We start from the raw sequence: 25,037 nt of genomic DNA, 5'->3' as shown, positions 1-25,037 counted from the left end.
CGTCGTCGAGCGTCAGGAGACGGGAAACCAGACCGACAGGCGCTTGGCGATGACCGGTACATCGATGTTGTCCTGCGCGACTTCCTCGACGAACGGACCGGCGATGGAGACGTGCGGCGGGGCGATACCGGCGCTGACGCCGTTAAGCCGCAGGAAGACGCGCATAGCCAGCCAGGCGGTGCGCTTGTTGCCGTCGATCAGCGCGTGGTTGCGGGCAACGGAGTGCAGCAGAGCCGCCGCCTTCTCGTGCAGCGTGGGATACAGCTCGGCTCCGAACACGTTGGTCCGGGGCCGTTCGATCGCCGAGACCAGGAGTCCCATGTCGCGCACGCCATGCTCGGTACCGTTGACCTTGCGAGCGATGGCCAGGATCTCGTCGATCTGGATGTAGCGCACTTCGGTCACTTCAGGTAGTCCAGGATCTCCGCATCGCTGTCCACCAGCTCAGCCAGGACGTCATCGACCTTCAGCTCGGCACGATTCTGGGCGTCGCGGATCGCCTCGATGGCGAGTTCCTGCTTGCTGCGGCGCTCGCGCCGAGCACGCTCGGTGAGCTTCGCGTCAAGGTCGTCGGGGAGTCGGAGTGTCATCGCCATACAGCAATGATACCGGACTGGTATCTAGGTAGCGAGGTGATACCAGCCACTCGGGACTCCATACCACGACGCCACCCTCCCGCGAGGGCGCCGTGGCGGCCGACCGGGCCGGACGCCAGGGCGTGCTGTCTGCCATGTGCCTGTTCCGGCCCTCGTGGTCGCGTCATCTCTGCGCGCAACCTCACCCTGCCCGACCTGGCCGTCGACCTGTCAGCTGTCCACCGACTTCTGACGCTCCATCAGAACCGACGTCGAACGAGCGTCACGACGGTTGCGGCCCGCGCCCCTCTGAGTGGGGACACCTCATCCGTCATTCCGCGCACCATCCCACGAAGCTGCAGGTCAGGCGCACTCTCCGCATCGCGAAAAGCTCCACGTCGTGCAGCCACGAAATCTGGACGACCCGTCCGCCCGAAACCTGCAAAACGAAAGGAACCAGCAGGTCAGGAGCCCTTCTCCACCGGCTCCAGAATCGCCAGGCACTCCATGTGCTGCGTCATCGGGAAAAGGTCGAAGGCGCGGAGGAAGCGGGGGCGGTAGCCGGCGGTGGCGAAGTAGGAGAGGTCGCGGGCGAGGGCTGCCGGGTCGCAGGCGACGTAGGCGATGCGGCGGGGACCCAGGGTGGCGACGTGGTTGACGAGATGTTTGCCGGCGCCGGTGCGGGGTGGGTCGAGCACGACCAGGTCGGCCTCGGTGATGCCGGTGCGCGGGAGGACCTTTTCGACTCTGCCGTGTTCGATGCGGACGCGCGGGAAGTCCTGGAGGTTCTTGCGGGCGTCGGCCACGGCCCGCTTACCCGCCTCGATGCCGAGCACCGCGCCCTTCTCGCCGATGCGGTCGGCCAGCGCACCGGCGAACAGGCCGACGCCGCAGTACAGATCGAGCGCCGTCTCGCCCTTGCGCGGGGTCAGACCGCGCATCACGGCGTCGACGAGGAGGTCGGCGGCTTGCGGGTGGACCTGCCAGAAGCCGCCCTCGCCGACCCGCCAGGTGCAGCCGTCCGCGCGCTCGCGGACGAAGTCGCGGCCGTGCACCCGGTGCACGGCGCGGTCCTTCTCGCCGACCCGGAGGACGGAGACCTCGCGGTTCAGCTCCACCAGCGGGAGCCGGCCGCCGGGGCGGGGGGTGAGGACGACCTGCCGGTCGGTGGAGCCGGTGGCGGCGATGGCGTCGACGGTGGCGATCTGCGGCCACTCGCGGTCCTCGATGCCCAGCTCGTCGACGCCTGGCGCGGCGATCAGGCAGTGGTCGATGCGCTGCACCTCGTGCGAACGGTGCTTGAGCAGCCCCGCGTGGCCGTCGTCGTCGATGGTGTAGCGCACGCGGGTGCGCCAGCCGGGGACCTCGCCGGGGGCGACCTTGTCGCCGGGTGCGGGCTCGACGGTGCCGTCCCAGGAGACGTCCTCGGGGGTCATCCCGGCCAGCCGCTGGAGCTGTTCGGCGAGCACCTCCGCCTTGAGGCGACGCTGTGCGCCGGGCTTGACGTGCTGCCAGTCGCAGCCGCCGCAGCGTCCGGGTCCGGAGAACGGGCAGGGCGCCTCGATGCGGTCCTTCGCGGGCTCCAGCACCTCGACCGCGTCGGCCCGCAGGAAGCGGGAGTCGGCGCGGCCCTCAGTGACCCGCGCGATCACCCGCTCGCCGGGCAGCGTGTGCCGTACGAAGAGCACCTGGCCGCTCTCCGTACGGGCGACACAGTGGCCGCCGTGCGCCACCGGGCCGACCTCGACCTCGTACTCCTCCCCTACCAGGGAGGGAGCGAGCTCTTCGGACGCGCCGGCGGACGCGCTGGCTTCGGGCATCAGGGGGTGACTCCAAAGAAAAGGGGGGTGCGGGGGCTGGGCGGAAGATGACCGCAGCCGTCGAGTCTACTTCGCGGCTGCTCTCCCCGCTGCCGGGTCAGGCTCCCCCTGGTCCCGGGCCTTTCCGGGAGTTCTCGGCAGAGCCTTTGGCGCCCTTCCCGGCCTTGCCGTCCTTCTGCGCCTTGCGCGGCTGGATGACGGGGCCGCGGCGCACGGAGCCGGGCGCGTTCCACTGCTCGCGCCGCCTGGCCCGCTTCTTCGCCAGCTCGGAGGACTCCAGCTGGTAGGGCACCGACGTCACCATGACGCCCGGTGTGAACAGCAGCCGTCCCTTGAGCCGCAGCGCGCTCTGGTTGTGCAGCAGGTGCTCGTACCAGTGTCCGACCACGTACTCCGGGATGAAGACGCTCACCACGTCGCGGGGCCGCTCCTGGCGCAGCCGCTTCACATAGTCGATGACGGGGCGCGAGATCTCCCGGTAGGGGGAGTCGAGGATGGTGAGCGGGATGTCGATGCCGCTCTCGTCCCACTCCCTGCGCAGCTGCTCCGTCTCGTCCTGGTCCATCTTGACGGTGACGGCCTCGAGGGTGTCGGAGCGCAGCAGCTTGGCGTAGCGCAGGGCACGCAGCGTCGGCTTGTGGATCTTCGATACGAGTACGAAGGAGTGCACCCGCGAGGGGCGCAGCTTGGCCTCGCCCGGGTCCTCGGCCGCCAGTTCCTCGGCGACCCCGTCGTAGTGCCGGCGGATGCCCGTCATCACGGCGTAGAAGAGGGCCATGCCCACCAGGGAGACCCAGGCCCCGTGGGTGAACTTCGTCACCAGCACCACCACGAGCACCAGCCCGGTGAAGAAGGCTCCGAAGGTGTTGATGGCGCGCGAGCGGTACATGTGGCGGCGGCGCGCGCGGTCGGTCTCGGTGGTCAGCAGCCGGTTCCAGTGCCGGACCATGCCCGTCTGGCTCAGCGTGAAGGAGACGAACACCCCCACGATGTAGAGCTGGATCAGGCGGGTGGAGTCGGCTCCGTAGACCACCACAAGTATCGTCGCAGCGCCGGCCAGCAGCACGATGCCGTTGGAGAAGGCGAGCCGGTCGCCGCGGGTGTGCAGCTGACGCGGCAGATAGCGGTCCTGCGCCAGGATCGAGCCGAGCAGCGGAAAGCCGTTGTAGGCAGTGTTGGCGGCCAGGAAGAGCACCAGCGCCGTGGCCGCCGCCAGGAACACGAACGGGAGCGTCCCGTCGCCGAACACCGCAGCCGCCACCTGGGAGATGACCGGGTTCTGGGTGTAGTCCTCACCCGCCGGACGGCCGTTGATCAGCAGGTCCTTGGCCGGGTTCTCGGCCATCCGCACCTGGGTGGTCAGCGCCAGCGCGATGATGCCGCAGAACATCGTGACCGCCAGCAGGCCCATCATCGACAGCGTGCTCGCCGCGTTCTTCGACTTGGGCTTGCGGAAGGCGGGCACGCCGTTGCTGATCGCCTCCACGCCGGTGAGCGCCGCACAGCCGGAGGAGAAGGCGCGCAGCAGCAGGAACGCCAGCGCGAACCCGGCGATCCCGGACTGCTCGGTGTGGATCTCGTAGTCCGCGGTGGGGGCGCGCATCTCGTCGCCCAGGATCACGCCGCGCACCACCCCCCAGACGATCAGACCGAAGACACCGACGACGAAGCAGTAGGTGGGAACGGCGAAGAGCTTGCCGGACTCGCGTACGCCGCGCAGGTTCATCAGCGTCAGCAGCACGATGACCACGACCGCGCAGAACACCTTGTGCTCGACGACGAACGGGATGGCCGAGCCGAGATTCTCCACCCCGGAGGAGATGGACACCGCCACGGTCAGCACATAGTCGACCAGCAGCGCGCTGGCGACGGTGAGACCCGACCTGCGTCCGAGGTTGGTGGTCGCCACCTCGTAGTCCCCGCCACCGCTCGGGTAGGCGCGGACGTTCTGCCGGTACGAGGCCACCACCGTGAACATCAGCACGACGACCGCGACCGCGATCCACGGGCTGAAGCTGTAAGCGGACACCCCCGCAACCGACAGGACCAGCAGCACCTCGCCCGGCGCATACGCGACGGACGAGAGCGGGTCCGAGGCGAACACCGGGAGGGCAACGCGCTTGGGCAGGAGCGTCTCGCCGAGCCGGTCGCTGCGCAGCGCCCTCCCGAGGAGGAGTCGTTTCGGTACGTCGGTCATCCTGGACACGCAGAGGATCGTATGCGTGCCAGTCGTGCGATGCTGAGACGGCCCGCTGTACGGGACGAAGGGACGGGCGTTGCACATTGTGATCATGGGCTGCGGACGAGTAGGAGCGGAGCTCGCGCAGACCCTGGAGCGACAGGGCCATACGGTCGCGGTCATCGACCGGGACCCCACCGCATTCCGGCGCCTCGGCTCGGGCTTCGGCGGCCGACGGGTCACAGGCATCGGCTTCGATCAGGACACCCTGCGCGAGGCCGGCATAGAGGAGGCGGGCGCCTTCGCCGCGGTCAGCAGCGGTGACAACTCGAACATCATCGCGGCACGGGTGGCACGTGAGATGTTCGGCACACAGCATGTGGCCGCGCGGATCTACGACCCTCGGCGTGCGGAGGTCTACCAGCGGCTCGGCATCCCCACGGTGGCCACCGTGCGCTGGACCGCCGACCAGATGCTGCGCAGGCTGCTGCCGTCCGGCTCCGAGCCGCTGTGGCGGGACCCGAGCGGCGCCGTGCAGCTCGCCGAGGTGCACACCTCTCCGGCGTGGGTCGGCGAGCGCGTCAGCAAGCTCCAGGAAGAGGCCGGGGTGCGCATCGCCTTCCTCACCCGGCTGGGCGAGGCCATACTGCCCACGTCCCAGACGGTGCTTCAGGAGGGCGACCTGGTGCATGTGATGATGCGCTGCGACGAGGTCGCGCGGGTGGAGGAAGTCTTCGCTGTGGGGCCGGAGTCGTGACCACGGAACGCGCGCTCAGCAGCATGGGCGAACAAGCGAACAAAAAAGGGAACGCAGCATGAGGGTGGCGATTGCCGGAGCGGGCGCCGTGGGTCGCTCCATCGCGGGTGAGCTGTTGGAGAACGGGCACGAGGTGCTGCTCATCGACAAGGCGCCGACGGCCATCTCGGTCGAGCGGGTGCCACAGGCGGAGTGGCTGCTGGCCGACGCGTGCGAGATCACCTCGCTCGACGAGGCGGCGCTGGAGCGCTGCCATGTGGTGATCGCCGCGACGGGTGACGACAAGGTCAACCTGGTGGTCTCCCTGCTGGCCAAGACGGAGTACGGGGTGCCGCGCGTCGTGGCCCGGGTCAACAACCCGAAGAACGAGTGGCTGTTCAACGAGTCGTGGGGCGTGGACGTCGCCGTCTCGACGCCGCGCCTGATGTCCGCGCTGGTGGAGGAGGCCGTCAGCGTCGGTGACCTGGTGCGGCTGATGCGCTTCTCGCAGGGCGACGCGAACCTGGTCGAGCTGACGCTGCCGCCGGAGTCCACCCTGTCGGGCACCCGCGTGGGGGATGTGAACTGGCCGGAGGACACCTCGCTGGTGACGATCATCCGCGGCACCCGGGTACTGACCCCGGACGCGGACGACGTACTGGAGGCGGGCGACGAAATGCTCTTCGTCGCAGCCCCCGCGCGCGAGGAACAGCTGGAGGACCTGCTCTCGGCCCGGAGCTGACCCGGGAAGGGGCCCGCTCGGGGCGCGCCGTCAGCCCTTCTTCACCAGCGCGATCCACACCTGGCCGCGCGCGAAGGGCAGCCGGCGCCCTCCCCCGGCCTCCGTGAAGGTGGTGCCCCCGCTCGCCGAGGGGCGCGACCAGTGCGCTTCGTACGCCTTGCCGTCCCGCAGCACCAGCGCGTCTCCCGAGCCAACCGTCTCGGTGTACGGGGTGTTGCTGCCGGAGCGGTCCTGGAAGCGGGACTGGCGCACGGTCACGTGCTGGATCACGACGGTCGCCGGCGCGAGCTGCCCGTCGCCGCGGGAGCGGGCCGGGGCACCGTCCATCGCCACGAGCCAGCGGCGGCGGTCCGCGGACCAGGTGAAGGTCGAGCGGGCCGCGGGATAGCGGACGGTCTCCTGGTGCGTGGCCCGGCCGCCCTTGGGAGCCGCGCCGAAGCGGAAGCCGATGTCCCGTGGCTCCGAGGCATCGTCCGCTGCCCGTTCGGCGCGGCGGGCCTTGAGGTAGAGGTTGTGCGGAGCACGGCGGCCGGGGTCCCGTTGGTAGCCGTCCCGCAGCTCACCGGGCGGCAGCAGATGCAGCGGTGATGCCTCCAGGGTCGGCAGGAGTTTGCCCTGTACGCCGGAGAACGCCAGTGCGGGCTCGCCGAACTGGCGCAGCAGCTCGATGTCGGACTCGCGCGCGCTGCGGACGGGCCCGACGGTGGCGGGGATGTCGGAGGCGAAGACGGCCAGTATCCGGCTGAGGCCCGCCTCGACCTCCTCGGTGTAGACGAGGTCGGCGTGCTGGAGCCCGGTCTGCGGGCGGGCCGCCGCCACGTTGTCTACCTTCACCGCCAGTACGTGGTCGCCCTTGCGCCGCTTTCCTGTGAACGGGGACGCGTCGTCCTCGTCGCCGCCGGACCCGCATGCGGCGAGGGCACCGCCGGTGCCGACCGCCAGCGCGGTACGCAGCAACGTCCTGCGTCGCGTCGCTCGGTGTGCGGGCCGCCCGGCCCGAGTGGGCTCATCCATGCCGTCGCCTCCGTCGGCCGAGCGTACTGGCTGAGGCCGTCGCGGAACCGCCGGACACTCCCCGTCGTGGTTGCTCTCCCCCAGCTGCCGTGCGCCGCAACCACCACGTTCGGCCCTCAGGAGCTGGCGGCCTTGGCGGCCTCCTCCTCGGCCTCCATCTCGGCGATGACGTTGATCGGCGGCGGCGCCTTGGCCAGGAAGATCCAGGTGAGGTAGACCGCCAGCAGGAACGGCGGGATCTTCAGGATGACCGTCACCCAGCCGAACTGCGTGGTGTCGCCCCAGAAGTAGAGCGGGAAGAGCACGGCCGACTTGCCGAGCAGGATGAAACCCCAGGCGTAACTGGCCTTGGTGTACGCCTTCTTACGGCCGGGGTTGCGCTTGCGCCAGGACAGGTTCTCCTTGAACACCGGCCCGAGCACCAGTCCGAGCAGGGGAACGCCCGCCATCGAGGTGATGATGTAGGCGAGCGCCAGGCCGAGCGTGTACAGCATGCCGGGCAGGTAGAAGTCCTTGGCGTTGCCGGTCATCATCGCGAACAGCACGCCGAAGCCGACGCCGAAGATCCCGCTGAACGCGTGCTTGACGGTGTCCTTGCGGAACAGCCGGAAGACGACCATCACGCCGGAGAGCACCAGTGCGGTGATGGCGGGGAGGTGGATGTCCTGGGTCACCGTGTACATCGCGATGAACACCAGGCCGGGCACGGTCGTCTCGACCAGGCCCCGCACGCCGCCGAACGCCTCGAACAGTGCCGCTTCCGTCACGGCCTGCGATCCGGCCCCGCCGTCCTGCTGCCCGTCCGGCGGCGCCGCGTCGGTCTGCTTGTCGGGAGAGGTCACCCGCTACTCCTGTCCGAGGGGTCGCAGCTCGTATTTGGGGTTGAACATCACGGGACGGCCGTGGTTGACGGTGATCCGCCCCCAGGCGATCAGCTTGCGGCCCGGCTCGATCCCCGCGATGGAGCGGCGGCCCAGCCAGACGACGTCCAGCGAGGCCGACCCGTCGAACAGCTCGGCCTCCAGGGTCGGGACCCCGGCACGTGGCCGCAGCGTCACGGTGCGCAGCGTACCGGTTACCCGCACCATCTCGCGGTCGCTGCATTCGGAGATACGGGCACAGCCCGTGTCCTCGGCTTCCTCACGCAGCTCGGCCGAGCGCAGGTCCTCCTCGGAGGAGGAGAGCCGTTCCAGGAACCGTCGGAACCGCCCGCTTCCCGTGCCCCGCTGTTCTCGGGTGGCGCCAGTCATAACCGCCAGGGTACCGCCGGACCGCGCCCCGATTCCCCCGCCGCCGTCAGATCACCTCTCGAACCGGTCGCACCCGGCTCACCTCTCGAACCGGTACCCCATCCCCGCCTCGGTGACGAAGTGCCGGGGGTGTGAGGGGTCGGTCTCCAGTTTGCGGCGGAGCTGGGCCATGTAGACGCGCAGATAGTTGGTCTCGGTGCCGTACGAGGGCCCCCAGACCTCCTTCAGCAGCTGCTTCTGGCTCACCAGCCGGCCGGGGTTGCGGACCAGCACCTCCAGCAGGTGCCACTCGGTGGGGGTGAGCCGTACGTCCCCGCCGTCGCGGTGCACCTTCTTCGCGGCCAGGTCCACGGTGAAGGTGTCGGTCTCGATGACACCGGCGCCGTCCGGCACCCCAGCCGGCGGCTCGGCTCGACGGACGGCGGCACGCAGCCGGGCCAGCAGCTCGTCCATGCCGAACGGTTTGGTGACGTAGTCGTCGGCCCCCGCGTCCAGTGCCTCGACCTTCTCGTCGGACGTCTGCCGCGCGGAGAGCACCAGGATCGGCACCCGGGTCCAGCCGCGGATGCCGCGGATGACGTCCACCCCGTCCATGTCGGGCAGGCCCAGGTCCAGAACGATGGCGTCAGGGTGCCGGTCGGCGGCCATGCGCAGCGCGGTCGCGCCGTCGTGCGCGGCGTCCACCTCGTACTTGCGGGCCTTGAGGTTGATCACGAGGGCGCGGACTATCTGCGGTTCGTCGTCGACCACGAGCACCCGGTGCATGCTTGCTTCCTCTCGATTCCGTTGTGGCCGCTCAGGCGCCGGAGCGCTGCGGCTGGGACTGCGTCTGGAGCTGCGGCCGGGCCGGTGCGCCGGTCCGCGCGGACGGCCGGGGGCGTACGGGCCCGCGCCCGTGCGCCGCGCGCAGGGTGAGCACCATGGTCATCCCGCCGCCCGGGGTGTCCTCCGCCTCCAGGGTGCCGCCGATCGCCTCGGCGAAGCCGCGGGCGACGGCGAGGCCGAGTCCGACGCCGGCGCCGCCCGGGGCGTCGCCGTAGCGCTGGAAGGGCTCGAAGATGCGGTCCTTGTCGCTGTCGGGCACGCCGGGGCCGCGGTCGGTGACCCGGACCTCCACCCGGTCGGCCAGCGCGCTCGCCTTCACCAGCACCTTCTTGCCTTCGGGGCTGTATTTGACCGCGTTCTCCACCAGGTTGGCGACGGTGCGCTCCAGCAGTCCGGGGTCGACCGCGACCAGCGGCAGCGCCTCGGCGACGGCCAGCCGGACGCTGCCCTCGGGGACCCCGCCCAGTGCCTTGGGCACGACCTCCTCCAGGCTGATGTCCTTGATGAGGGGCTTGACAGTGCCGGTCTGGAGCCGGGACATGTCCAGCAGATTGCCGACGAGGTTGTCGAGCTTGTCCGCGCCTTCCTCGATGGCGCCCAGCAGCTCCGCCTCGTCCTGGGCCGACCACTCCACGTCGTCGGAACGCAGCGAGGAGACGGACGCCTTGATGGCGGCCAGCGGGGTGCGCAGGTCGTGCGAGACGGCGGCCAGCAGGGCTGTGCGGATGCGGTTGCCCTCGGCCAGTTCGCGCGCCTGCTCGGCCTCGCCCAGCAAACGCTGCCGGTCGAGCACCCCGGCGGCCTGCGCGGCGAAGGCGGCGAGCACCCTGCGGTCCTCCGCGGGCAGGACGCGCCCGGAGAGCACCAGCATCATGTTGTCCCCGACGGGCATGTCCGTCTCGCCGTCCTCCGGGGTGGCCAGCCGCTTGCCGGACGCGGTGGTGCCGACGCTGCCCGCGCACGTCCAGGGGGCCCGCTCGTCGGCCCGCTCCAGCAGTGCGACGCAGTCCATGGCGAAGGTCTCCCGTACCCGCTCCAGCAGCGCGTCCAGGCTGGGCCCCGTGCCGGGGCCGCCGGTCCCGTGCTGCGTCTCGCCGCGCAGCACGCTGCCCGCCAGTACGGAGAGGATCTCCGACTCGGCGCGCAGCCTGGCCGCCTGCTGGGTGCGGCGGGCCGCCAGGTCCACCACCGAGGCGACGGCCACAGCGACGGCGAAGAAGACGGCGAGCGAGACGACATTGCGGCCGTCGCTGATCGTCCAGGTACGGACGGGCTCGGTGAAGAAGTAGTTGAGCAGCGCCGAGCACACCGCGGCCGAGGCCAGCGCGGGCAGCAGCCCGCCCACCAGCCCGGCGGCGACGGTGAGCACCAGGAAGAGCAGTACGTCGTTGGCGAAGCCGATGCCCGGGTCGGAGGCCAGCATCAGGAACGTCAGCAGCGTCGGGGCGCCGAGCGCGGTCAGCCAGCCGGCGACGACCCGGACCGTGCCCAGCCGGGCGGCGCGTGCCCCGGGCAGCCCCCGCCCCTTGGCGACCTCTTCGTGGGTGACGATGTGCACATCCAGGTCCGTGCCCGAGTCCCGCGCGACGGTGGCGCCGACCCCCGGCCCGAAAACGTACTGCCACGTCTTGCGGCGCGAGGAACCGAGCACGATCTGGGTCGCGTTGACGCCCCGTGCGAACTCCAGCAGGGCCTCGGGGATGTCCTCACCTATGACGTGGTGGTAGGTGCCGCCGAGATCCTCCACGAGGGTGCGCTGGACGGCCAGTTCCTTGGGCGATGCCGAGGTGAGACCGTCGGCGCGGGAGATGTGGACGGCCAGGATCTCGCTGCCCGCGCCCTTGGTCGCCATCCGGGAGGCACGGCGGATGAGGGTGCGGCCCTCGGGCCCGCCTGTGAGGCCGACGACGATGCGTTCGCGGGCCTGCCAGGTGGAGCGTATGCGGTGCTCGGAGCGGTACTGCTGGAGGTACTCGTCGACCCGGTCGGCCGTCCACAGCAGCGCCAGCTCCCGCAGGGCCGTCAGATTGCCGGGCCGGAAGTAGTTGGAGAGCGCGGCGTCGACCTTGTCGGGGGCGTAGATGTTGCCGTGCGCCATGCGGCGGCGCAGCGCCTGGGGCGACATGTCGACCAGCTCGATCTGGTCGGCCCGCCGCACCACCTCGTCCGGCACGGTCTCCCGCTGCCGTACGCCGGTGATCGACTCCACCACGTCACCGAGCGACTCCAGGTGCTGGATGTTGACGGTGGAGACGACGTCGATCCCCGCGGCCAGCAGCTCCTCGACGTCCTGCCAGCGCTTGGCGTTCCGCGAGCCGGGCACGTTGGTGTGCGCCAGCTCGTCCACCACGGCCACGGCCGGGCGGCGTGCGAGCACCGCGTCCGTGTCCATCTCGGTGAGTGCCGCGCCCCGGTAGGTGATCTCGCGGCGCGGCACCTGCTCCAGCCCGTGCAGCAGCACCTCGGTACGCGGCCGGTCGTGGTGCTCGACGAACCCGACCACCACGTCGGTACCCCGCTCGACCCGGCGGTGCGCCTCGGAGAGCACGGCGTACGTCTTGCCGACGCCGGGCGCAGACCCGAGGAAAACCCGCAGCTGGCCCCGCCGCGGTCGCACTACAGATGACATGCCCCCATTGTCCTCGCAGTCCGGGCGAACCTGCCTGCGTGAGGGCCCACCGGCCGTCAGAGTTCCGTATGGATCACTGCCGCGGCCACGACAAAGGCCGGGCCCCGAAGGGCCCGGCCCGTGCACGTGCTGTGTGCTAACGCACCTCGGAGATCTCCGGTCCGCGCTGCAGCTTGTCGAGGCCGCCCGCGAAGCGGGAGCCCTCCTCCACCGTCTCCTGCTGCACGCCGTCCGGCACCATCTGGGCGTCCTCCGGCAGCTTCAGGACGATCGGATCGCGCGGTGCCATCGGCCCGTCGCCGCGCACCACGACCGTGTCCCGGAAGATCTGCTCAAGCACCCCGGCCGCCTGCGGCTGCACCGCGCCCTGGCCGGAGATCACACCCCGCAGGAACCACCGCGGACCGTCCACGCCGACGAACCGTACGACCTGCACTCCGCCCGTGCCGTCGGGCAGCTGCACCGGCACCTGGGCCCGCAATTCCCAGCCCAGCGGACCGTCGACCTCGTCGATGACACCGCCCTGCTGGGTGATGCCGGAGGCGATCTCCTCGCGCACCTCGTCCCAGATGCCCTCGCGCTTGGGCGCGGCGAACGCCTGGAGCTGGACGGCGCTGTCCTGCAGTACGACGGTCGCCGCGACGATCGCGTCACCGGCGACCTCGACCCGCAGCTCCATGCCCTCCACGCCGGGGATGAAAAGGCCGCCCAGGTCGACCCTGCCGGAGCTGGGGTCGGTGACCTCTTCGATGTCCCAGGGGCCGTCCGGACGGGGTGCCGGGGGCAGCTTGACCCGGGTCTCGCCGGTCTCGGCTTCCACGCCGTCCTGCGGCTCGTCCTGGCCGTCCTGTTCCGTCTCGAACTCGTCCGAGGTGCCCTCAGGCTCTTCGCTCTTCTTGCGACGACGTCCGAACACGTCACTGTCCTCTCAGGTCGGAAGCTCGATCAGCACCGACCGCAACGTAATCCTTCTGCTGTGCGGCTGTCTGCCGGGCGACGCCCGGCTCGTCGGCAGAGGCTGTCTGCCGGGCCGGGCGGCCTGCCGCGTGGCCGCCCGTGGAGCCGAACCCGCCCGTGGCACGTACCGAGCCGGGCAGCTCCTCAACCTCGCGGAAACGCACCTTCTCCACCTGCTGGACGACGAGTTGGGCGATACGGTCGAACCGCTCGAACCGCACGGCCTCGCGCGGATCCAGATTGGCCACGATCACCTTGATCTCACCACGGTACCCGGCATCCACCGTTCCCGGTGCATTCACCAGAGAGACGCCGCAGCGGGCCGCGAGGCCGGAACGCGGGTGGACGAACGCGGCGTAGCCGTCGGGGAGAGCGATGGAGATACCGGTCGGCAGTACGGCCCGCTCCCCCGGCGCCAGTTCCACACTCTCGGTGGTCACCAGATCGCATCCGGCGTCCCCGGGATGCTGGTAGGAGGGGACGGGCACTCCCGGGTCCGTACGCCGCAGCAGGATCTCGACGCTGTCGCTCATGGGTTCACCTCGAAGGCACGTGCGCGCCTGATCTGGTCGGGGTCGTCCATGGCCGCCTGGATCTCCTCTTCGCGGCCGTTCTCGATGAAGTGCTCGACCTTCACCTCTATGAAGACGGCATCGGCGCGCACGGCCGCCGGCCCGTCGGGACCACCGATCCGGCCGGTGGCCGTGGAGTAGATCTTGCGCCCGTGCACGGCGTTGGCGTGCGCTTCGATGTGCAGCACCGTGTCCACCGGGACGGGCCGCAGGAAGTCGGTCTCCAACCGCCCCGTCACCGCGATCACATGCATCAGCCAGCCGAGCGAGCCGAGCGTCTCGTCCAGCGCGCTGGTCAGCACCCCACCATGGGCGAGCCCCGGGGCGCCCTGGTGGGCGGTCCTGACGGTGAACTCGGCGGTGGCGCTGACGCCTTCCCCGGCCCGCGCCGTCAGGTGCAGGCCGTGCGGCTGTCCCCCGCCGCAGCCGAAGCACATGTCGAAGTGGGCGCCCAGCGGCTCACCGGGCGCGGGGGCCTCCGGGTGACGTACCGGGGGGACGGCGTCGGGCGGCGGCACCAGCGAGGTCTTCGGGGAACCGGGGGGATTGACTGCACTCACGGGTGCAGACCTTACCGTCGTGCGGGCGACGAGGAGCGCCGTGCCAAGCTGGACGCATGGTTCCCGCGGTCCCGCCCTACGACGAACGCCTCACGGCTCCCCGCTCCTGGTGGCTGATCGCCGCCGGTATCGGTGTGGCCTGTGCGCTGACGCTGTTCCCCTTCGGCCCGCTGCCGCTGCTGTGCGGGCTGGTGGCCGGCACCGCGCTGGCGTCCGTGTGCGTGAGCGCGTACGGCAGTGTGCGGGTGCGCGTGGTGGCGGGCTCGCTGGTCGCGGGGGACGCCCGGATCCCGGTGTCGGCACTGGGCGAGGCCGAGCCGCTGGACGCCGAGGAGGCACGTGCCTGGCGTTCGTACAAGGCGGACACCCGCGCGCACATGGTGCTGCGCGGCTACATCCCGACAGCGGTGCGGATCGAGGTGACCGACCCACAGGACCCGACGCCGTATGTGTACGTCTCCACCCGGCATCCGGAGCAGCTGGCGGCGGCACTGCGCGCGGCCCGGGAGACGTCCGCTTCCTAGTTCAGGCGCCGGGCAGCTGATTCTGGTCCGCGGTGGTGCGCAGGTCGGCGCGGATGCGTGCGGCGAGCTTCGCGGTGTCCCGGTGGTTGGTGAAGGCGCCGACGGCGGCGCCGATCAGGAACGGCGTGAGGTTCGGCAGATTGCGCAGCGTGCGCTTCATGATCTGCTGCCGCAGCCCGCGGCGGAGTTCCCCGCCCAAGGCCGTGCTCAGGGTGGCGGGCCGGGTGAGCTCTATACCGCGCTCGGAGGCCCAGGCCCCCAGGTAGGCGGTGGCGCGCTCGCGCACGTCGCCGGGCGCGCGGCGGCCGTAGACCTCGTGCAGCTCCGCGATCAGTTTGAGCTCGACGGCGGCGACGCCGACGATCTCGGCGGCCAGCTCGGCGGGCATCGCGGGCGGCACCGGCAGCATGGCCGCAGCGCCGACACCGGCGCCCACGGTCGCCGAGCCTTTGGTGGCTCCGGCGACCAGCTTGTCCGCCAGCTCCTCGGTGCTCAGCCCCGGGAACTGCGTGCGGAGGGTGTCGAGATCGCGTACCGGCACGCGCGGTGCGGTCTCGATGATGCGCTCTGCGACCGTGCGCACAAACGCCTGGGCGCGGCGCCCCCGTGAACGCCACAAGCCCCTGCCGCGCTGGTCGCTCCCGGGGCCGTGCGGATTGCTCCCGGGCTGCGCGGACGGCGCGGTGCCGCCCTCGTACGGCTCCGGACCGCTTCCGTACGGCATGGGGCCGTGCTCGTCGTACGACACGAGCGAGGCCGACCGGTCATGAGGGCCTCGCCCGTTGTCACGTGCGCCTTTGACCGCCACGAGCAGTCGGTCCGTTCTCAGGCCGCGCAGTCGCGGCAGATCGGCTGGCCGTTCTTCTCCGCGGCGAGCTGGGAACGGTGGTGCACCAAGAAGCAGCTCATGCAGGTGAACTCGTCCGCCTGGCGGGGCAGCACCCGCACGGACAGCTCCTCGTTGGAGAGGTCGGCGCCGGGCAGCTCGAGCCCCTCGGCCTGCTCGAACTCGTCCACGTCGACATTGGACGCGGACTTGTCGTTCCGCCGGGCCTTCAGCTCCTCGATGCTGTCTTCGTTGACGTCGTCGTCGGTCTTGCGTGGAGTGTCGTAATCCGTAGCCATTGTCGCTCTCCCCCTCTGGGTGTCTGTGGTGTCTCCAGCGCACGTAACGCGTGAGAGGCCGGACTTGTGCCCGGCCCGAGGCGGAGATTTTGCCTCACATCAAGGTCTGTTACTCAATCGACACCCAACCGCACCCCTGAAGAGGTGATCATGTCGGTTGTCGAGGAGGACCATAAACGGTCCCCAGTAGCGCTCCGCACACGCCATCCCGGGTACTGCCCACGATCTCCACCTGCGGAAACCTGGATTTTCCGGGATTTCTTCCCACCTGCCGGCCACTCTGTGCACCCACTTGAAAATTCGCGTGTGTGATCGATCACAGCTCGGTCGCAAGCAGTGGGAACGCCGTTAATTCCGCATATAGCGAACGGCCTCCCGGCTACATCGAGCCATTTCTGGCCACTTTTCGTCACCTCCAGGTCTGTCACCATCGCGGCCTCCAGCCGCTGTGGTGCTCACAGCGGCAGCGTCACCCGCATCACCAGGCCACCGTCCTCGCGCGGCACGGCCGAGACCGCGCCACCGTGCGCCCGCGCCACCGAGCGCACGATCGACAACCCGAGTCCGACCCCCTTGTCGCTGCCCGTCCGCTCCGTACGGAGACGCCGGAACGGCTCGAAGAGGTTGTCCACTTCGTAGGCGGGGACGACAGGCCCGGTGTTCTCGACGACCAGCACCGCCTGCCCCGGCTGGGCCTCCGTACTCACCGAGACCCATCCGCCCTCACGCAGGTTGTAGCGCACGGCATTGTGCACCAGGTTCAGGGCGACGCGCTCCAGGAGTACCCCGTTGCCCTGCACATATGTGGGCTGACGCACCCCGCGCAACTCGATGCCCTTGGTTTCGGCCTCGCCACGGGCCTGCTCGACGGCCTGCGAGGCCACCTCGGCCAGGTCCACGGGCTTGCGGTCCACCAGCTCGTTCTCGCTCCGCGCGAGCAGCAGCAGACCCTCCACGAGCTGTTCGCTGCGCTCGTTGGTGGCCAGCAGCGTCTTGGCCAGCTGCTGGAGCTCCGGCGACGCGTTCGGGTCGGCGAGCTGCACCTCCAGCAGCGTGCGGTTGATCGCCAACGGGGTGCGCAGCTCGTGCGAGGCGTTGCCCACGAAGCGCTGCTGCGCGGTGAAGGCGCGCTCCAGACGGTCCAGCATCTCGTCGAAGGTGTCCGACAGCTCCTTCAGCTCGTCGTCAGGGCCCTCCAGCTCGATCCGCTTGTGCAGATCGGAACCGGCCACCTGACGCGCTGTGCGCGTGATGCGGCCCAGCGGCGACAGCACACGGCCCGCCATCACATAGCCGAAGGCGAACGCGGCCACCGCCAGCCCGAGCAGCGCCAGCAGGGAACGGCGCAGCAGCCCGTCCAGCGCCATCCTGCGCTGCGCCTCCGCACACGCCGACAGCCGTTGCATGAACACATCGCTGGGCAGCGTCCCGGTCAGCCCCGGACAGCGGTCCGAGGTGGGCTGGGCGTTCCCGTTGAGGATGCGGAACGGCAGCTGACTGGCGTCGTCCAGCGCCTGCGCTGCCAGCAGATAGATGATCGTCAGCAGCAGCATGCCCGCGATCAGGAACATGCCGCCGTACAGCAGGGTGAGCCTTATCCGGATGGTGGGCCGCAGCCATGGTGAGGAGCGGGGCGTCTCGCGCGGGTCCCAGTTCGGCTTGGGCGGTGCCGGGGGCACCTGGCCGCCGGAGCCGGCCCCGGTGGGGGAGGTGGAGGAGGCCATCGACGTCAGATCCGGTACCCCGCGCCGGGCACGGTGACGATCACCGGCGGCTCACCGAGCTTGCGGCGCAGCGTCATCACCGTCACCCGCACCACATTGGTGAACGGGTCGGTGTTCTCGTCCCACGCCTTCTCCAGCAGCTGCTCGGCGGAGACGACGGTCCCCTCCCCGCGCATCAGCACCTCCAGCACGGCGAACTCCTTGGGCGCCAGCTGGATCTCCCGGCCGTCCCGGAAGACCTCGCGACGGCCGGGGTCCAGCCGGATTCCGGCCCGCTCGAGTACGGGCGGCAGGGCCGTGGTCGTACGCCGTCCCAGCGCGCGCACCCGAGCCGTCAGTTCGGAGAAGGCGAAGGGTTTGGGCAGATAGTCGTCCGCGCCCAGCTCCAGGCCCTCCACCCGGTCGCTGACGTCTCCGGAGGCCGTGAGCATCAGCACCCGCGTGGGCAGGCCGAGCTCGACGATCCGGCGGCAGACGTCGTCGCCGTGCACCAAAGGCAGGTCGCGGTCGAGCACGACGACGTCGTAGTCGTTGACGTCGATGCGCTCTTGCGCTGCCGCGCCGTCGTAGACCACATCGACGGCCATGGCCTCCCTGCGGAGGCCCGTCGCCACGGCATCGGCGAGCAGCTGCTCGTCCTCGACGACGAGTACGCGCACGGCGCTGTTCCTTCCTTGGATACGGATGGGGGACCCCGGGACATGGACGGGGATCGTGCTCTCCATCGTGCATCGGACCCCGGTAAATCGGCGGTAAGAGCCGAGGTGAGAGGGTGGGGACGGACTCCGGCACGGGACCCTGGCACTTTTTCAGGGCGTTTGAGGTTTCTCTGAGGTTCCCGTTGGGGAGGACCTGAGAACCACCCACGATCACGCCCTGTGCGCAGCGTGCCACGACGCACCGCTGACGCAAGTCCGGGGACCACGCCGTGATCGGGGAAGCACCACAAACCCTCGGCACTCCCCGTGCCACCGACCCGCGACGAGGGGGCACACCATGGACGCATTCACCGCAGGCATCTTGCAGCGTATACGGACCACCGAGTCCGACCTGCACCGCGCACGTGAATCGGGCGACGACTTCCTCGTGGACGTCGAACAGTCGGAACTGGAAGACCTCCGCCGTCTCGCTGCCGAACACGGCGTGCAGGTCGCCTGACGGCAAGTTTCCCTCAACCAACGGTGCGGCCCCCGGACGGGGGCCGCACCTTTTGTCGGCCCGTCGAGAGGCGCGGCGATGACGCCGGACCGGCCGCCGGAGGCTAGTCGTGCCAGGCGCCCAGCCGCTCCAGCAGGGGCTGGAGGGCCTCGAAGACGCCCGGTGAGGCGGCGATGGTGAGGTCACCGTCGGCGGGAAGGCCCGGGCGGCCACCCGTCACGGCGCCGGCCTCACGTGCGATGAGGTCCCCCGCGGCGAGGTCCCAGGGGTTGAGGCCGCGCTCGTAGTAGCCGTCGAGCCGTCCGCAGGCGACATCGCACAGGTCGATGGCGGCCGACCCGGCGCGGCGGAGGTCGCGCACCCGCGGCAGGAGTTCGTGGGCGACGGCGGCCTGGGCCACCCGCCGCTCGGTGATGTATCCGAACCCGGTGCCGATCAGCGCCTGGTCCAGCGGCGGCGACGGGCGGCACCGCAGCCGGTGCCCGTCCAGAAAGGCGCCCTGTCCGCTGACCGCGTGCCACGTCTCCCCGAGTACCGGTGCCGCCACCACGCCCACGATGCACTCGCCGTGGTACTCGGCGGCGATGGAGACGGACCAGTAGGGGCGTCCGTACAGATAGTTGACGGTGCCGTCCACCGGGTCGATCACCCAGCGGACGCCGGAGGTGCCGTCGCTGCTGGCGCCCTCCTCGCCGAGGAAGCCGTCGTGCGGGCGGTGCTCGGTCAGGAAGCCGGTGATCAGCTTCTCGGAGGCCAGGTCCATCTCGGTGACCACATCGATGGGGCTGGTCTTGGTCGCGGCGACGCCCAGGTCGGCGGGGCGGCCGTCCCGCAGAAGGGTGCCCGCGCGGGCCGCTGCCTCCTGGGCGAGGGCGAGCAGTTCGGCCTTGAGCGTGTCGTCGGCGCGCTCGGGTGCGGACTGCGAGGTGTCAGTCACTTTTGTCGCTGCTCCAGTAGTACGTACGTCGCAGGGTGGATGCCCGCAAGGGGCATGGGGGCCTTACAGGGCCGGCGCATCGGCGCCGGCCGCCGCCGGTTTCGGCGACCGCGCCGGACAGCAGCCGACCGGGCACACGTCGTGGCTCGCGCCCAGCGCGCCCAGCGCGCACCGGGCGGGGGTCTCGCCCCGCTCGGCGGCGGCCCGCTCCAGCACCAGTTCCCGTACGGCGGCGGCGAACCTGGGGTCGGCGCCGACCGTGGGCGAGCGGCGCGCGGGCAGGTCCAGCTCGGATGCCTTGGCCATCGCTTCGGTGTCGAGGTCGTAGCGGACCTCCATGTGGTCCGAGACGAAACCGATCGGCACCATCACCACGCCGGGCACCCCCTTCCCGTGCAGCTCCTCCAGGTGGTCGCAGATGTCCGGCTCCAGCCAGGGCACCGAAGGGGAGCCGCTGCGCGACTGGTAGACGAGGCTCCAGGGGTGCTGCGTACCGGTGCGCGCCCGGACCGACTCGGTGATCAGCGCGGCGACGTCGCGGTGCTGCGCCACATACGCCCCGCCGTCCCCGTGGTCCTCGACAGGGCCGGAGGTGTCGGCGGCGGCGGTGGGGATGGAGTGGGTGGTGAAGGCGAGGTGGGCGCTGTTGCGTACCTCGGCGGGGAGGTCCTCCAGACAGGCGAGCACACCGTCGACGACGGGCTCGATGAAGCCCGGATGGTTGAAGTAATGCCGCAGCTTGTCCACCTGCGGCACAGGCAGCCCCTCCTCCCGCAGGGCCGCCAGCGACTCGGCGAGGTTCTCGCGGTACTGGCGGCAGCCCGAGTAGGACGCGTACGCGCTGGTCGCCAGCACGAGCACCCGCTGGTGCCCGTCGCGGACCACCTCGCGCAGGGTGTCGGTCAGGTACGGCGCCCAGTTGCGGTTGCCCCAGTAGACGGGCAGGTCGAGCCCGTGTGCGGCGAAATCCTCGCGGAGCACCGCCAGCAGCGCCCGGTTCTGCTCGTTGATCGGGCTGACCCCGTCGAAGAGGTAGTAGTGCCGGCCCACCTCTTCGAGACGTTCGGTGGGGATACCTCGTCCCCGGGTGACGTTCTGGAGGAACGGGACGACGTCGTCCAGTCCTTCGGGGCCGCCGAAGGAGAGCAGCAGAAGCGCGTCGTAGGGAGCCGGAGAGGAGTCCGGCCCGGGGGCGGGAGGTTCGGTGGGCAGCACATCGGACATGTCTCGATCCTGCCATCCTGCGCATGCGGGAAGCCGCCGCCCTCGGCGTGCACACTGCCGGGTCGCTGTGCGACGGCCGTGAGTATGATCCCTCCCCAACTGGTGGGGGCCCGCTGGGGCGGGGCGCCGGCGGTCGCGGTGCGTTCCTCGGCCACCGGCCGAGCTCTCGGCCGGCGCGCGGCGAGAGGGGACGGTCACGGATGGGCGTGCGGTCAGGCATGCGGTCGACGACGGACAGCCGGGCGGCGACGTGGCGCAACTGGGCGGGCAATGTAACGGCCGCACCGCAGCGCACGGTCTCGCCCTCCACCACGGAGGCCCTCGCCGAGGTGGTGCGCCGCGCCGCCGCCGACGGACTGCGGGTGAAGGCCGCGGGCACCGGTCACTCGTTCACGGCCGCCGCCATCACGGACGGGGTGCTGATACGTCCCGATCGGCTGACCGGGATACGCGCCGTGGACCGGACCGCGGGCACGGTCACCGTCGCCGCGGGCACCCCGCTGAAGGACCTGAACACCGCGCTGGCGGCGCGGGGCCTGTCGCTGACGAACATGGGCGACATCATGGAGCAGACCGTCTCCGGCGCGGTCAGCACCGGCACCCACGGCACCGGCCGCGATTCGGCCTCGGTGGCCGCGCAGATCAAGGGGCTGGAGCTGGTTCTCGCCGACGGCTCCGTGCTGCGCTGCTCGGCGGACGGCTCGGAGGAGGAGCGCGCCGTCTTCGCAGCGGCCCGGGTGGGGCTCGGGGCACTGGGCATAGTCACCGAGATCACCTTCGCGGTGGAGCCGGAGTTCCTGCTGACGGCCCGCGAGGAGCCGATGCCGTTCGACCGGGTCGTCGACGAGTTCGATCAACTGGTGGCCGAGAACGAACACTTCGAGTTCTACTGGTTTCCGCACACCGACAGCTGCAACACCAAGCGCAACAACCGCAGCGCAGGACCCGCAGCGCCGCTGTCCCGGGTGCGCGGCTGGGTCGACGACGAGTTGCTGTCCAACGGTGTCTTCCGGACGGCCTGCGCGCTCGGCAAGGCGGTGCCCGCCACCGTTCCGGGCATCGCCCGTATCTCCAGCCGCGCCCTGTCGGCGCGCAGCTACACGGACATCCCGTACAAGGTCTTCACGAGCCCGCGCAGGGTGCGCTTCGTGGAGATGGAGTACGCCGTACCGCGGGCCGCGCTGGTACCGGCGCTGCGGGAGCTGAAGGCCCTGGTGGAGCGGTCGGACTTCCGGGTGAGCTTCCCCGTCGAGGTGCGCACGGCCCCCGCGGACGACATACCGCTCTCGACGGCGAGCGGTCGCGAGACGGCGTATGTGGCGGTGCACTTGTACCGGGGCACGCCCCATGAGGCGTACTTCAGCGCCGTCGAGCGGATCATGACGGCCCACGCCGGGCGCCCGCACTGGGGGAAGCTGCACAGCAGGGACGCGGAGTACCTCGCGGGGGTGTATTCGCGGTTCGGCGAGTTCACGGCCCTGCGCGATCGCCTGGACCCGGACCGGGTGTTCGGCAACGACTATCTGCGGCGCGTACTGGGCGACTGACACGGACACCGACCGGCACAGAGATACAGCACAGACATACCGAAGGGCCGTGCCGTCCATCCGTTCGGATGTACGGCACGGCCCTTCGGTACGGAACCGGAAGCGCTGCCCTCCCCGGAGGAGAGGCCGGGCTACTGCCCCTGCTGGGGCTGGGAGCCGCTGCCCGCGTCACCGGTTTGCGGGGAGTCCGTTGCGTCCTGGCCGCCCTGCTGGCTGTCCGAGCCGCTGGTGTCCCCGTTGCCGGTGTTCCCCGTCCCGCTTGGCTGGGGCTGGGACGGTTCGGGGGTCGGCGTCGACTTGCTGCCGCTGTCGCCGGGGTCGGTCGACCCGTCCTCGCCGCTGTTCCGGTCGCTCGGATCGGTGGACTGCTGCGAGTCCTCCGGCGTAGGGGTCGGGCTCTCACCGTTCCGCGACGTGTCCGGCTCCGAGGTGGCGGGAGGCGCATCAGGCGAGTTGCCGGTTGACGAGCCGTGGCTCGGCCGGAAGACACCGCTGACGGAGGTGCCGTTGCCGCCGGAAACGCTGTGGCCCGAGATCGCCTCGTACAGCGTGATACCGCCGATCGCGATCACGAACACCACCACGGCGGGCAGCAGCGTGCGCCGCCAGCCGCGCCACTTGATGCCGTGGGTGGTGGCCTCGGTGAACTCCCCCTCCCCTGGCAGTTCCCCGGCACGCTCCTCGCCGCCGCCCGCACCCCCGGGCCGCTTGACGGTTCCCAGCACCTGGGTCGCATCGTCGCGGCGCAGCGCCTGGGTCGCGTCCGCGCTGGGCAGTGCCTGGGTCGCGTCCGCCTTACGCAGCACCTGGGTGGCGTCCGCACTGCGCAGCACCTGGGTGGCGTCCGCGCCCTGCGGAGAGCTCTCTTCGGTGCCGCGCCCGGTCTCCCTGCCCCATGAGGTGCGGGAGAGCAGTTGGGTGGCGGCGGGCCGGGTGTCGTGGAGCGCGCCGGCATTGTGGACGGTCTGACTGGTGTGCCGGCCTTCGTCGTCCTTCCAGCCCACGGCGGGGTCCCGCACCGGGGCCTGCCGTGCCTTGGGCGGAACGGTGACTTCCTTGAGCTGCTCGCCGGTTTTGCTGAAGAAGTGCTGGAAGAGCGGACCGCCACTGGTGGCGACGAGGCTCACGACACCGGCCCCCAGGAAGGTGCCGTACACCCCCAGCTGACCCGCCGCGAACGCGGCGACCACCGCGGCGACCGCGCTGCCCAGCACCTGGGCCACGCTCAGATCCAGCTTCTTGGCACTCTTGCTCTCTCCTTTTTTGTCAGCTTCCTTGCTGGATATCGATCGGTTGTCGCTCTTGTCCATCTACCGCCCTCGATCGCACACTCCAACCACTGTGCACGAATAGGGGACTTTCGAGCGAAGGGGAAGGTTCCATTTCGGGTGGTTCTGTGACGCTTCCCACCCCCGTATCCAGGCCAAATGGACTCTTGGGGCGTCAACTCCCTTACTCCGGAGCAACTTCGGTGGCGCGGCGGTCCACCCGGGTGGCCCTAATGGAGTAGTGTGACGAGCCCTGGTCTCGGTTCTGACCCGGCGCTGGCTGCACACGGTGACCACCTCGGTCACTGTGCGTTGTGAGGAGGTAACCGTGCCATAGCGGCGGTTCTGGGCAGTTCCAAAGGATTCGAACAACGATCTGGACACAGCCTCGGACCCCGAGGAAGTCGGCAAGGTTGTGGCAGGCTGCACCCGGGCAGGCCACACTCGTCTAGCGGGAGCAGCGACGCACGTGACGTCGGCAGGCACCACCCGGGAGGTCCCCATGCCCGAACTGCGTGTCGTGGCCGTCAGCAACGACGGCACACGACTGGTGCTCAAAGCTGCCGACAGCACGGAATACACGCTTCCGATCGACGAGCGGCTGCGCGCCGCCGTCCGGAACGACCGGGCGCGGCTGGGCCAGATCGAGATCGAGGTGGAGAGCCACCTGCGGCCTCGGGACATCCAGGCGCGTATACGAGCCGGTGCCTCCGCTGAGGAGGTCGCGTCTCTCGCGGGCATCCCCGTGGACCGGGTACGCCGCTTCGAAGGCCCCGTGCTCGCCGAGCGCGCGTTCATGGCCGAGCGCGCCCGTAAGACCCCCGTACGCCGCCCCGGCGAGAACGTCGGTCCGCAGCTCGGTGAGGCCGTCGCCGAGCGGCTGCTGCTGCGCGGCGCCGACAAGGACTCCGTGCACTGGGACTCCTGGCGGCGCGACGACGGCACCTGGGAGGTGCTGCTCGCCTACCGCGTCGCGGCCCAGCCGCACTCGGCGACCTGGACCTACGACCCGCCGCGCCGGCTGGTGCAAGCGGTGGACGACGAGGCCAGGGCGCTCATCGGCGAGACCGACGACACCCCGGAGCCCAGCTTCCCGTTCGTGCCCCGGATCGCCCGGCTGCCGCGGGAGCGTACGGACCGGGGCGAGCGCTCCGGCTCCGGCCGGCACGAGTTGGAGCCCGCTGCGCTGGCGCCCGCGCCGGGTGACGAGGACTATCAGGTGCCCGGCGCCGAGGACGGCAGCGGCACCCCGGACTCGCTGACCAGCCTGCTGGAGGCGGTGCCCAGCTTCCGGGGCGACATGGTCGTCCCCGAGTCGAAGCCCTACGCGCCGGGGGACGAGGACGACGAGCCTGCCGCCGCCTCCGCCGAGCCCGCGGAGAGCACCGAGAGCGAGCGCGAGGAGGAGCAGGAGGCCGTGGAGCCGCCCGCTCCCGCCGCGAGCGCCGGGTCGGCGTACGCCGATGTGCTGATGCCGCGGTCGGGGGGCGCCCACCGGGACCGGCTCAAGGGCAACACGGACCGGCAGGCCGAGGCCGACGGCGTCCGCCCGGGGCGGCGCGCCGCCGTGCCCAGCTGGGACGAGATCGTCTTCGGCACCCGTCGCAAGAAGGAGTGAGCGGGTTCGTCGAACGTGAGGGCCTGCGCCGTCGCGGCGGACTGTACGAAGGG

General features: G+C 70.6%; 25 protein-coding genes. 6 read left to right on the top strand and 19 right to left on the bottom strand.

Translation table 11 applies throughout. The annotated features are described in order from the left end of the window. Positions 1-12 precede the first annotated feature (12 nt). From ACTWQF_RS33795 to ACTWQF_RS33780, 4 genes are all read right to left on the bottom strand, one after another. On the bottom strand, positions 13-405 hold the full coding sequence (locus ACTWQF_RS33795; RefSeq protein WP_443283574.1) for a type II toxin-antitoxin system death-on-curing family toxin: 393 nt from the start codon (positions 403-405) through the stop codon (positions 13-15). After that, complete coding sequence (locus ACTWQF_RS33790) at positions 402-596, bottom strand: ribbon-helix-helix protein, CopG family (protein ID WP_443283573.1); 195 nt, start codon at positions 594-596, stop codon at positions 402-404. The genes ACTWQF_RS33795 and ACTWQF_RS33790 overlap by 4 nt, the downstream gene beginning before the upstream one ends. 443 nt (positions 597-1,039) lie before the next feature. Next, a complete protein-coding gene (locus ACTWQF_RS33785) occupies positions 1,040-2,395 on the bottom strand; it encodes a class I SAM-dependent RNA methyltransferase (RefSeq protein WP_443283572.1) in 1,356 nt (451 codons plus the stop codon). 97 nt (positions 2,396-2,492) lie between these two features. After that, on the bottom strand, positions 2,493-4,601 hold the full coding sequence (locus ACTWQF_RS33780) for an APC family permease (protein ID WP_443283571.1): 2,109 nt from the start codon (positions 4,599-4,601) through the stop codon (positions 2,493-2,495). Positions 4,602-4,671: 70 nt separating this feature from the next. Here ACTWQF_RS33780 and ACTWQF_RS33775 point away from each other — a divergent pair, with 70 nt between their 5' ends. Continuing rightward, a complete protein-coding gene (locus ACTWQF_RS33775) occupies positions 4,672-5,331 on the top strand; it encodes a potassium channel family protein (RefSeq protein WP_443283569.1) in 660 nt (219 codons plus the stop codon). Between the two features lie 58 nt (positions 5,332-5,389). Beyond that, positions 5,390-6,052 (top strand): potassium channel family protein, encoded by a 663-nt coding sequence (locus ACTWQF_RS33770; RefSeq protein WP_443283568.1) that lies wholly within the window; start codon positions 5,390-5,392, stop codon positions 6,050-6,052. Positions 6,053-6,082: 30 nt separating this feature from the next. On the opposite strand, the gene ACTWQF_RS33765 is transcribed toward ACTWQF_RS33770, so the two are convergent. The 8 genes from ACTWQF_RS33765 to ACTWQF_RS33730 all read right to left on the bottom strand — a co-directional run bounded on the left by ACTWQF_RS33765 (position 6,083) and on the right by ACTWQF_RS33730 (position 13,859). Continuing rightward, complete coding sequence (locus ACTWQF_RS33765) at positions 6,083-7,066, bottom strand: DUF3048 domain-containing protein (RefSeq protein WP_443283567.1); 984 nt, start codon at positions 7,064-7,066, stop codon at positions 6,083-6,085. A 116-nt stretch (positions 7,067-7,182) separates the two neighbouring features. After that, complete coding sequence (locus ACTWQF_RS33760) at positions 7,183-7,908, bottom strand: DUF3159 domain-containing protein (protein WP_443245358.1); 726 nt, start codon at positions 7,906-7,908, stop codon at positions 7,183-7,185. 3 nt (positions 7,909-7,911) lie between these two features. After that, positions 7,912-8,316 (bottom strand): OB-fold nucleic acid binding domain-containing protein, encoded by a 405-nt coding sequence (locus tag ACTWQF_RS33755; RefSeq protein WP_276477461.1) that lies wholly within the window; start codon positions 8,314-8,316, stop codon positions 7,912-7,914. 78 nt (positions 8,317-8,394) lie between these two features. Then, positions 8,395-9,081, bottom strand: a complete 687-nt coding sequence (locus tag ACTWQF_RS33750) for a response regulator (protein WP_443283566.1) — start codon at positions 9,079-9,081, stop codon at positions 8,395-8,397. A gap of 31 nt (positions 9,082-9,112) precedes the next feature. Beyond that, positions 9,113-11,770 carry an ATP-binding protein gene (locus tag ACTWQF_RS33745; protein ID WP_443283565.1) on the bottom strand — a complete coding sequence of 886 codons (2,658 nt, stop codon included), beginning with the start codon at positions 11,768-11,770 and terminating at the stop codon, positions 9,113-9,115. Positions 11,771-11,906: 136 nt separating this feature from the next. Then, entirely contained in the window at positions 11,907-12,686 is a 780-nt protein-coding gene (locus tag ACTWQF_RS33740) for a DUF3710 domain-containing protein (protein WP_443283564.1), read from the bottom strand. 1 nt (position 12,687) lies between these two features. Then, positions 12,688-13,260 carry a dUTP diphosphatase gene (gene dut / locus ACTWQF_RS33735; RefSeq protein ID WP_443283563.1) on the bottom strand — a complete coding sequence of 191 codons (573 nt, stop codon included), beginning with the start codon at positions 13,258-13,260 and terminating at the stop codon, positions 12,688-12,690. Beyond that, complete coding sequence (locus ACTWQF_RS33730) at positions 13,257-13,859, bottom strand: PaaI family thioesterase (protein WP_443283562.1); 603 nt, start codon at positions 13,857-13,859, stop codon at positions 13,257-13,259. The genes dut and ACTWQF_RS33730 overlap by 4 nt, the downstream gene beginning before the upstream one ends. A gap of 56 nt (positions 13,860-13,915) precedes the next feature. On the opposite strand from ACTWQF_RS33730, the gene ACTWQF_RS33725 reads away from it, so the two are divergent. Then, positions 13,916-14,383 carry a DUF3093 domain-containing protein gene (locus tag ACTWQF_RS33725; RefSeq protein WP_443283561.1) on the top strand — a complete coding sequence of 156 codons (468 nt, stop codon included), beginning with the start codon at positions 13,916-13,918 and terminating at the stop codon, positions 14,381-14,383. A 1-nt stretch (position 14,384) separates the two neighbouring features. Here ACTWQF_RS33725 and ACTWQF_RS33720 read toward each other — a convergent pair whose 3' ends face one another. The 4 genes from ACTWQF_RS33720 to ACTWQF_RS33705 form a co-directional block, all read right to left on the bottom strand. Further along, a complete protein-coding gene (locus ACTWQF_RS33720; protein ID WP_443283602.1) occupies positions 14,385-15,230 on the bottom strand; it encodes a hypothetical protein in 846 nt (281 codons plus the stop codon). Beyond that, positions 15,209-15,508, bottom strand: coding sequence for a DUF4193 domain-containing protein (locus tag ACTWQF_RS33715; protein ID WP_016470291.1), 300 nt, complete (start codon positions 15,506-15,508; stop codon positions 15,209-15,211). Before ACTWQF_RS33715 ends, ACTWQF_RS33720 begins: the two co-directional genes overlap by 22 nt. Positions 15,509-15,963: 455 nt before the next feature. Further along, a complete protein-coding gene (locus ACTWQF_RS33710; RefSeq protein WP_443283560.1) occupies positions 15,964-17,232 on the bottom strand; it encodes a sensor histidine kinase in 1,269 nt (422 codons plus the stop codon). A 5-nt stretch (positions 17,233-17,237) separates the two neighbouring features. Then, complete coding sequence (locus tag ACTWQF_RS33705; RefSeq protein ID WP_443245584.1) at positions 17,238-17,891, bottom strand: response regulator transcription factor; 654 nt, start codon at positions 17,889-17,891, stop codon at positions 17,238-17,240. Positions 17,892-18,228: 337 nt separating this feature from the next. On the opposite strand from ACTWQF_RS33705, the gene ACTWQF_RS33700 reads away from it, so the two are divergent. Next, the gene (locus ACTWQF_RS33700) at positions 18,229-18,390 is read left to right on the top strand and encodes a hypothetical protein (protein ID WP_019359798.1); all 162 of its coding nucleotides are present in this window, start codon (positions 18,229-18,231) and stop codon (positions 18,388-18,390) included. A 103-nt stretch (positions 18,391-18,493) separates the two neighbouring features. Here ACTWQF_RS33700 and ACTWQF_RS33695 read toward each other — a convergent pair whose 3' ends face one another. Together ACTWQF_RS33695 and ACTWQF_RS33690 are read right to left on the bottom strand one after the other, a co-directional pair. Beyond that, positions 18,494-19,327: an inositol monophosphatase family protein gene (locus ACTWQF_RS33695; protein ID WP_443283559.1), complete on the bottom strand. Its 834-nt coding sequence runs from the start codon at positions 19,325-19,327 to the stop codon at positions 18,494-18,496. Between the two features lie 63 nt (positions 19,328-19,390). After that, entirely contained in the window at positions 19,391-20,551 is a 1,161-nt protein-coding gene (locus tag ACTWQF_RS33690; protein ID WP_443283558.1) for a ferrochelatase, read from the bottom strand. Positions 20,552-20,769: 218 nt separating this feature from the next. Here ACTWQF_RS33690 and ACTWQF_RS33685 point away from each other — a divergent pair, with 218 nt between their 5' ends. Continuing rightward, positions 20,770-22,098, top strand: coding sequence for a D-arabinono-1,4-lactone oxidase (locus ACTWQF_RS33685; RefSeq protein ID WP_443283601.1), 1,329 nt, complete (start codon positions 20,770-20,772; stop codon positions 22,096-22,098). A gap of 131 nt (positions 22,099-22,229) precedes the next feature. Here the strand turns inward: ACTWQF_RS33685 and ACTWQF_RS33680 are convergent, their stop codons facing one another. Beyond that, positions 22,230-23,408 (bottom strand): hypothetical protein, encoded by a 1,179-nt coding sequence (locus tag ACTWQF_RS33680; RefSeq protein WP_443283557.1) that lies wholly within the window; start codon positions 23,406-23,408, stop codon positions 22,230-22,232. Positions 23,409-23,868: 460 nt separating this feature from the next. Between ACTWQF_RS33680 and sepH the strand changes: the two genes are divergently transcribed. Beyond that, the gene (sepH, locus tag ACTWQF_RS33675) at positions 23,869-24,984 is read left to right on the top strand and encodes a septation protein SepH (protein WP_443283556.1); all 1,116 of its coding nucleotides are present in this window, start codon (positions 23,869-23,871) and stop codon (positions 24,982-24,984) included. The last annotated feature ends 53 nt before the right edge of the window (positions 24,985-25,037 follow it).

Origin of the sequence: Streptomyces sp. 8N114 (assembly GCF_052245835.1) — a bacterium.
In the GTDB taxonomy this organism is placed as follows: Bacteria; Actinomycetota; Actinomycetes; order Streptomycetales; family Streptomycetaceae; genus Streptomyces.
The sequence above is the reverse complement of the archived record's forward strand: the minus strand, read 5'-3'. Positions and strand labels throughout refer to the sequence as shown.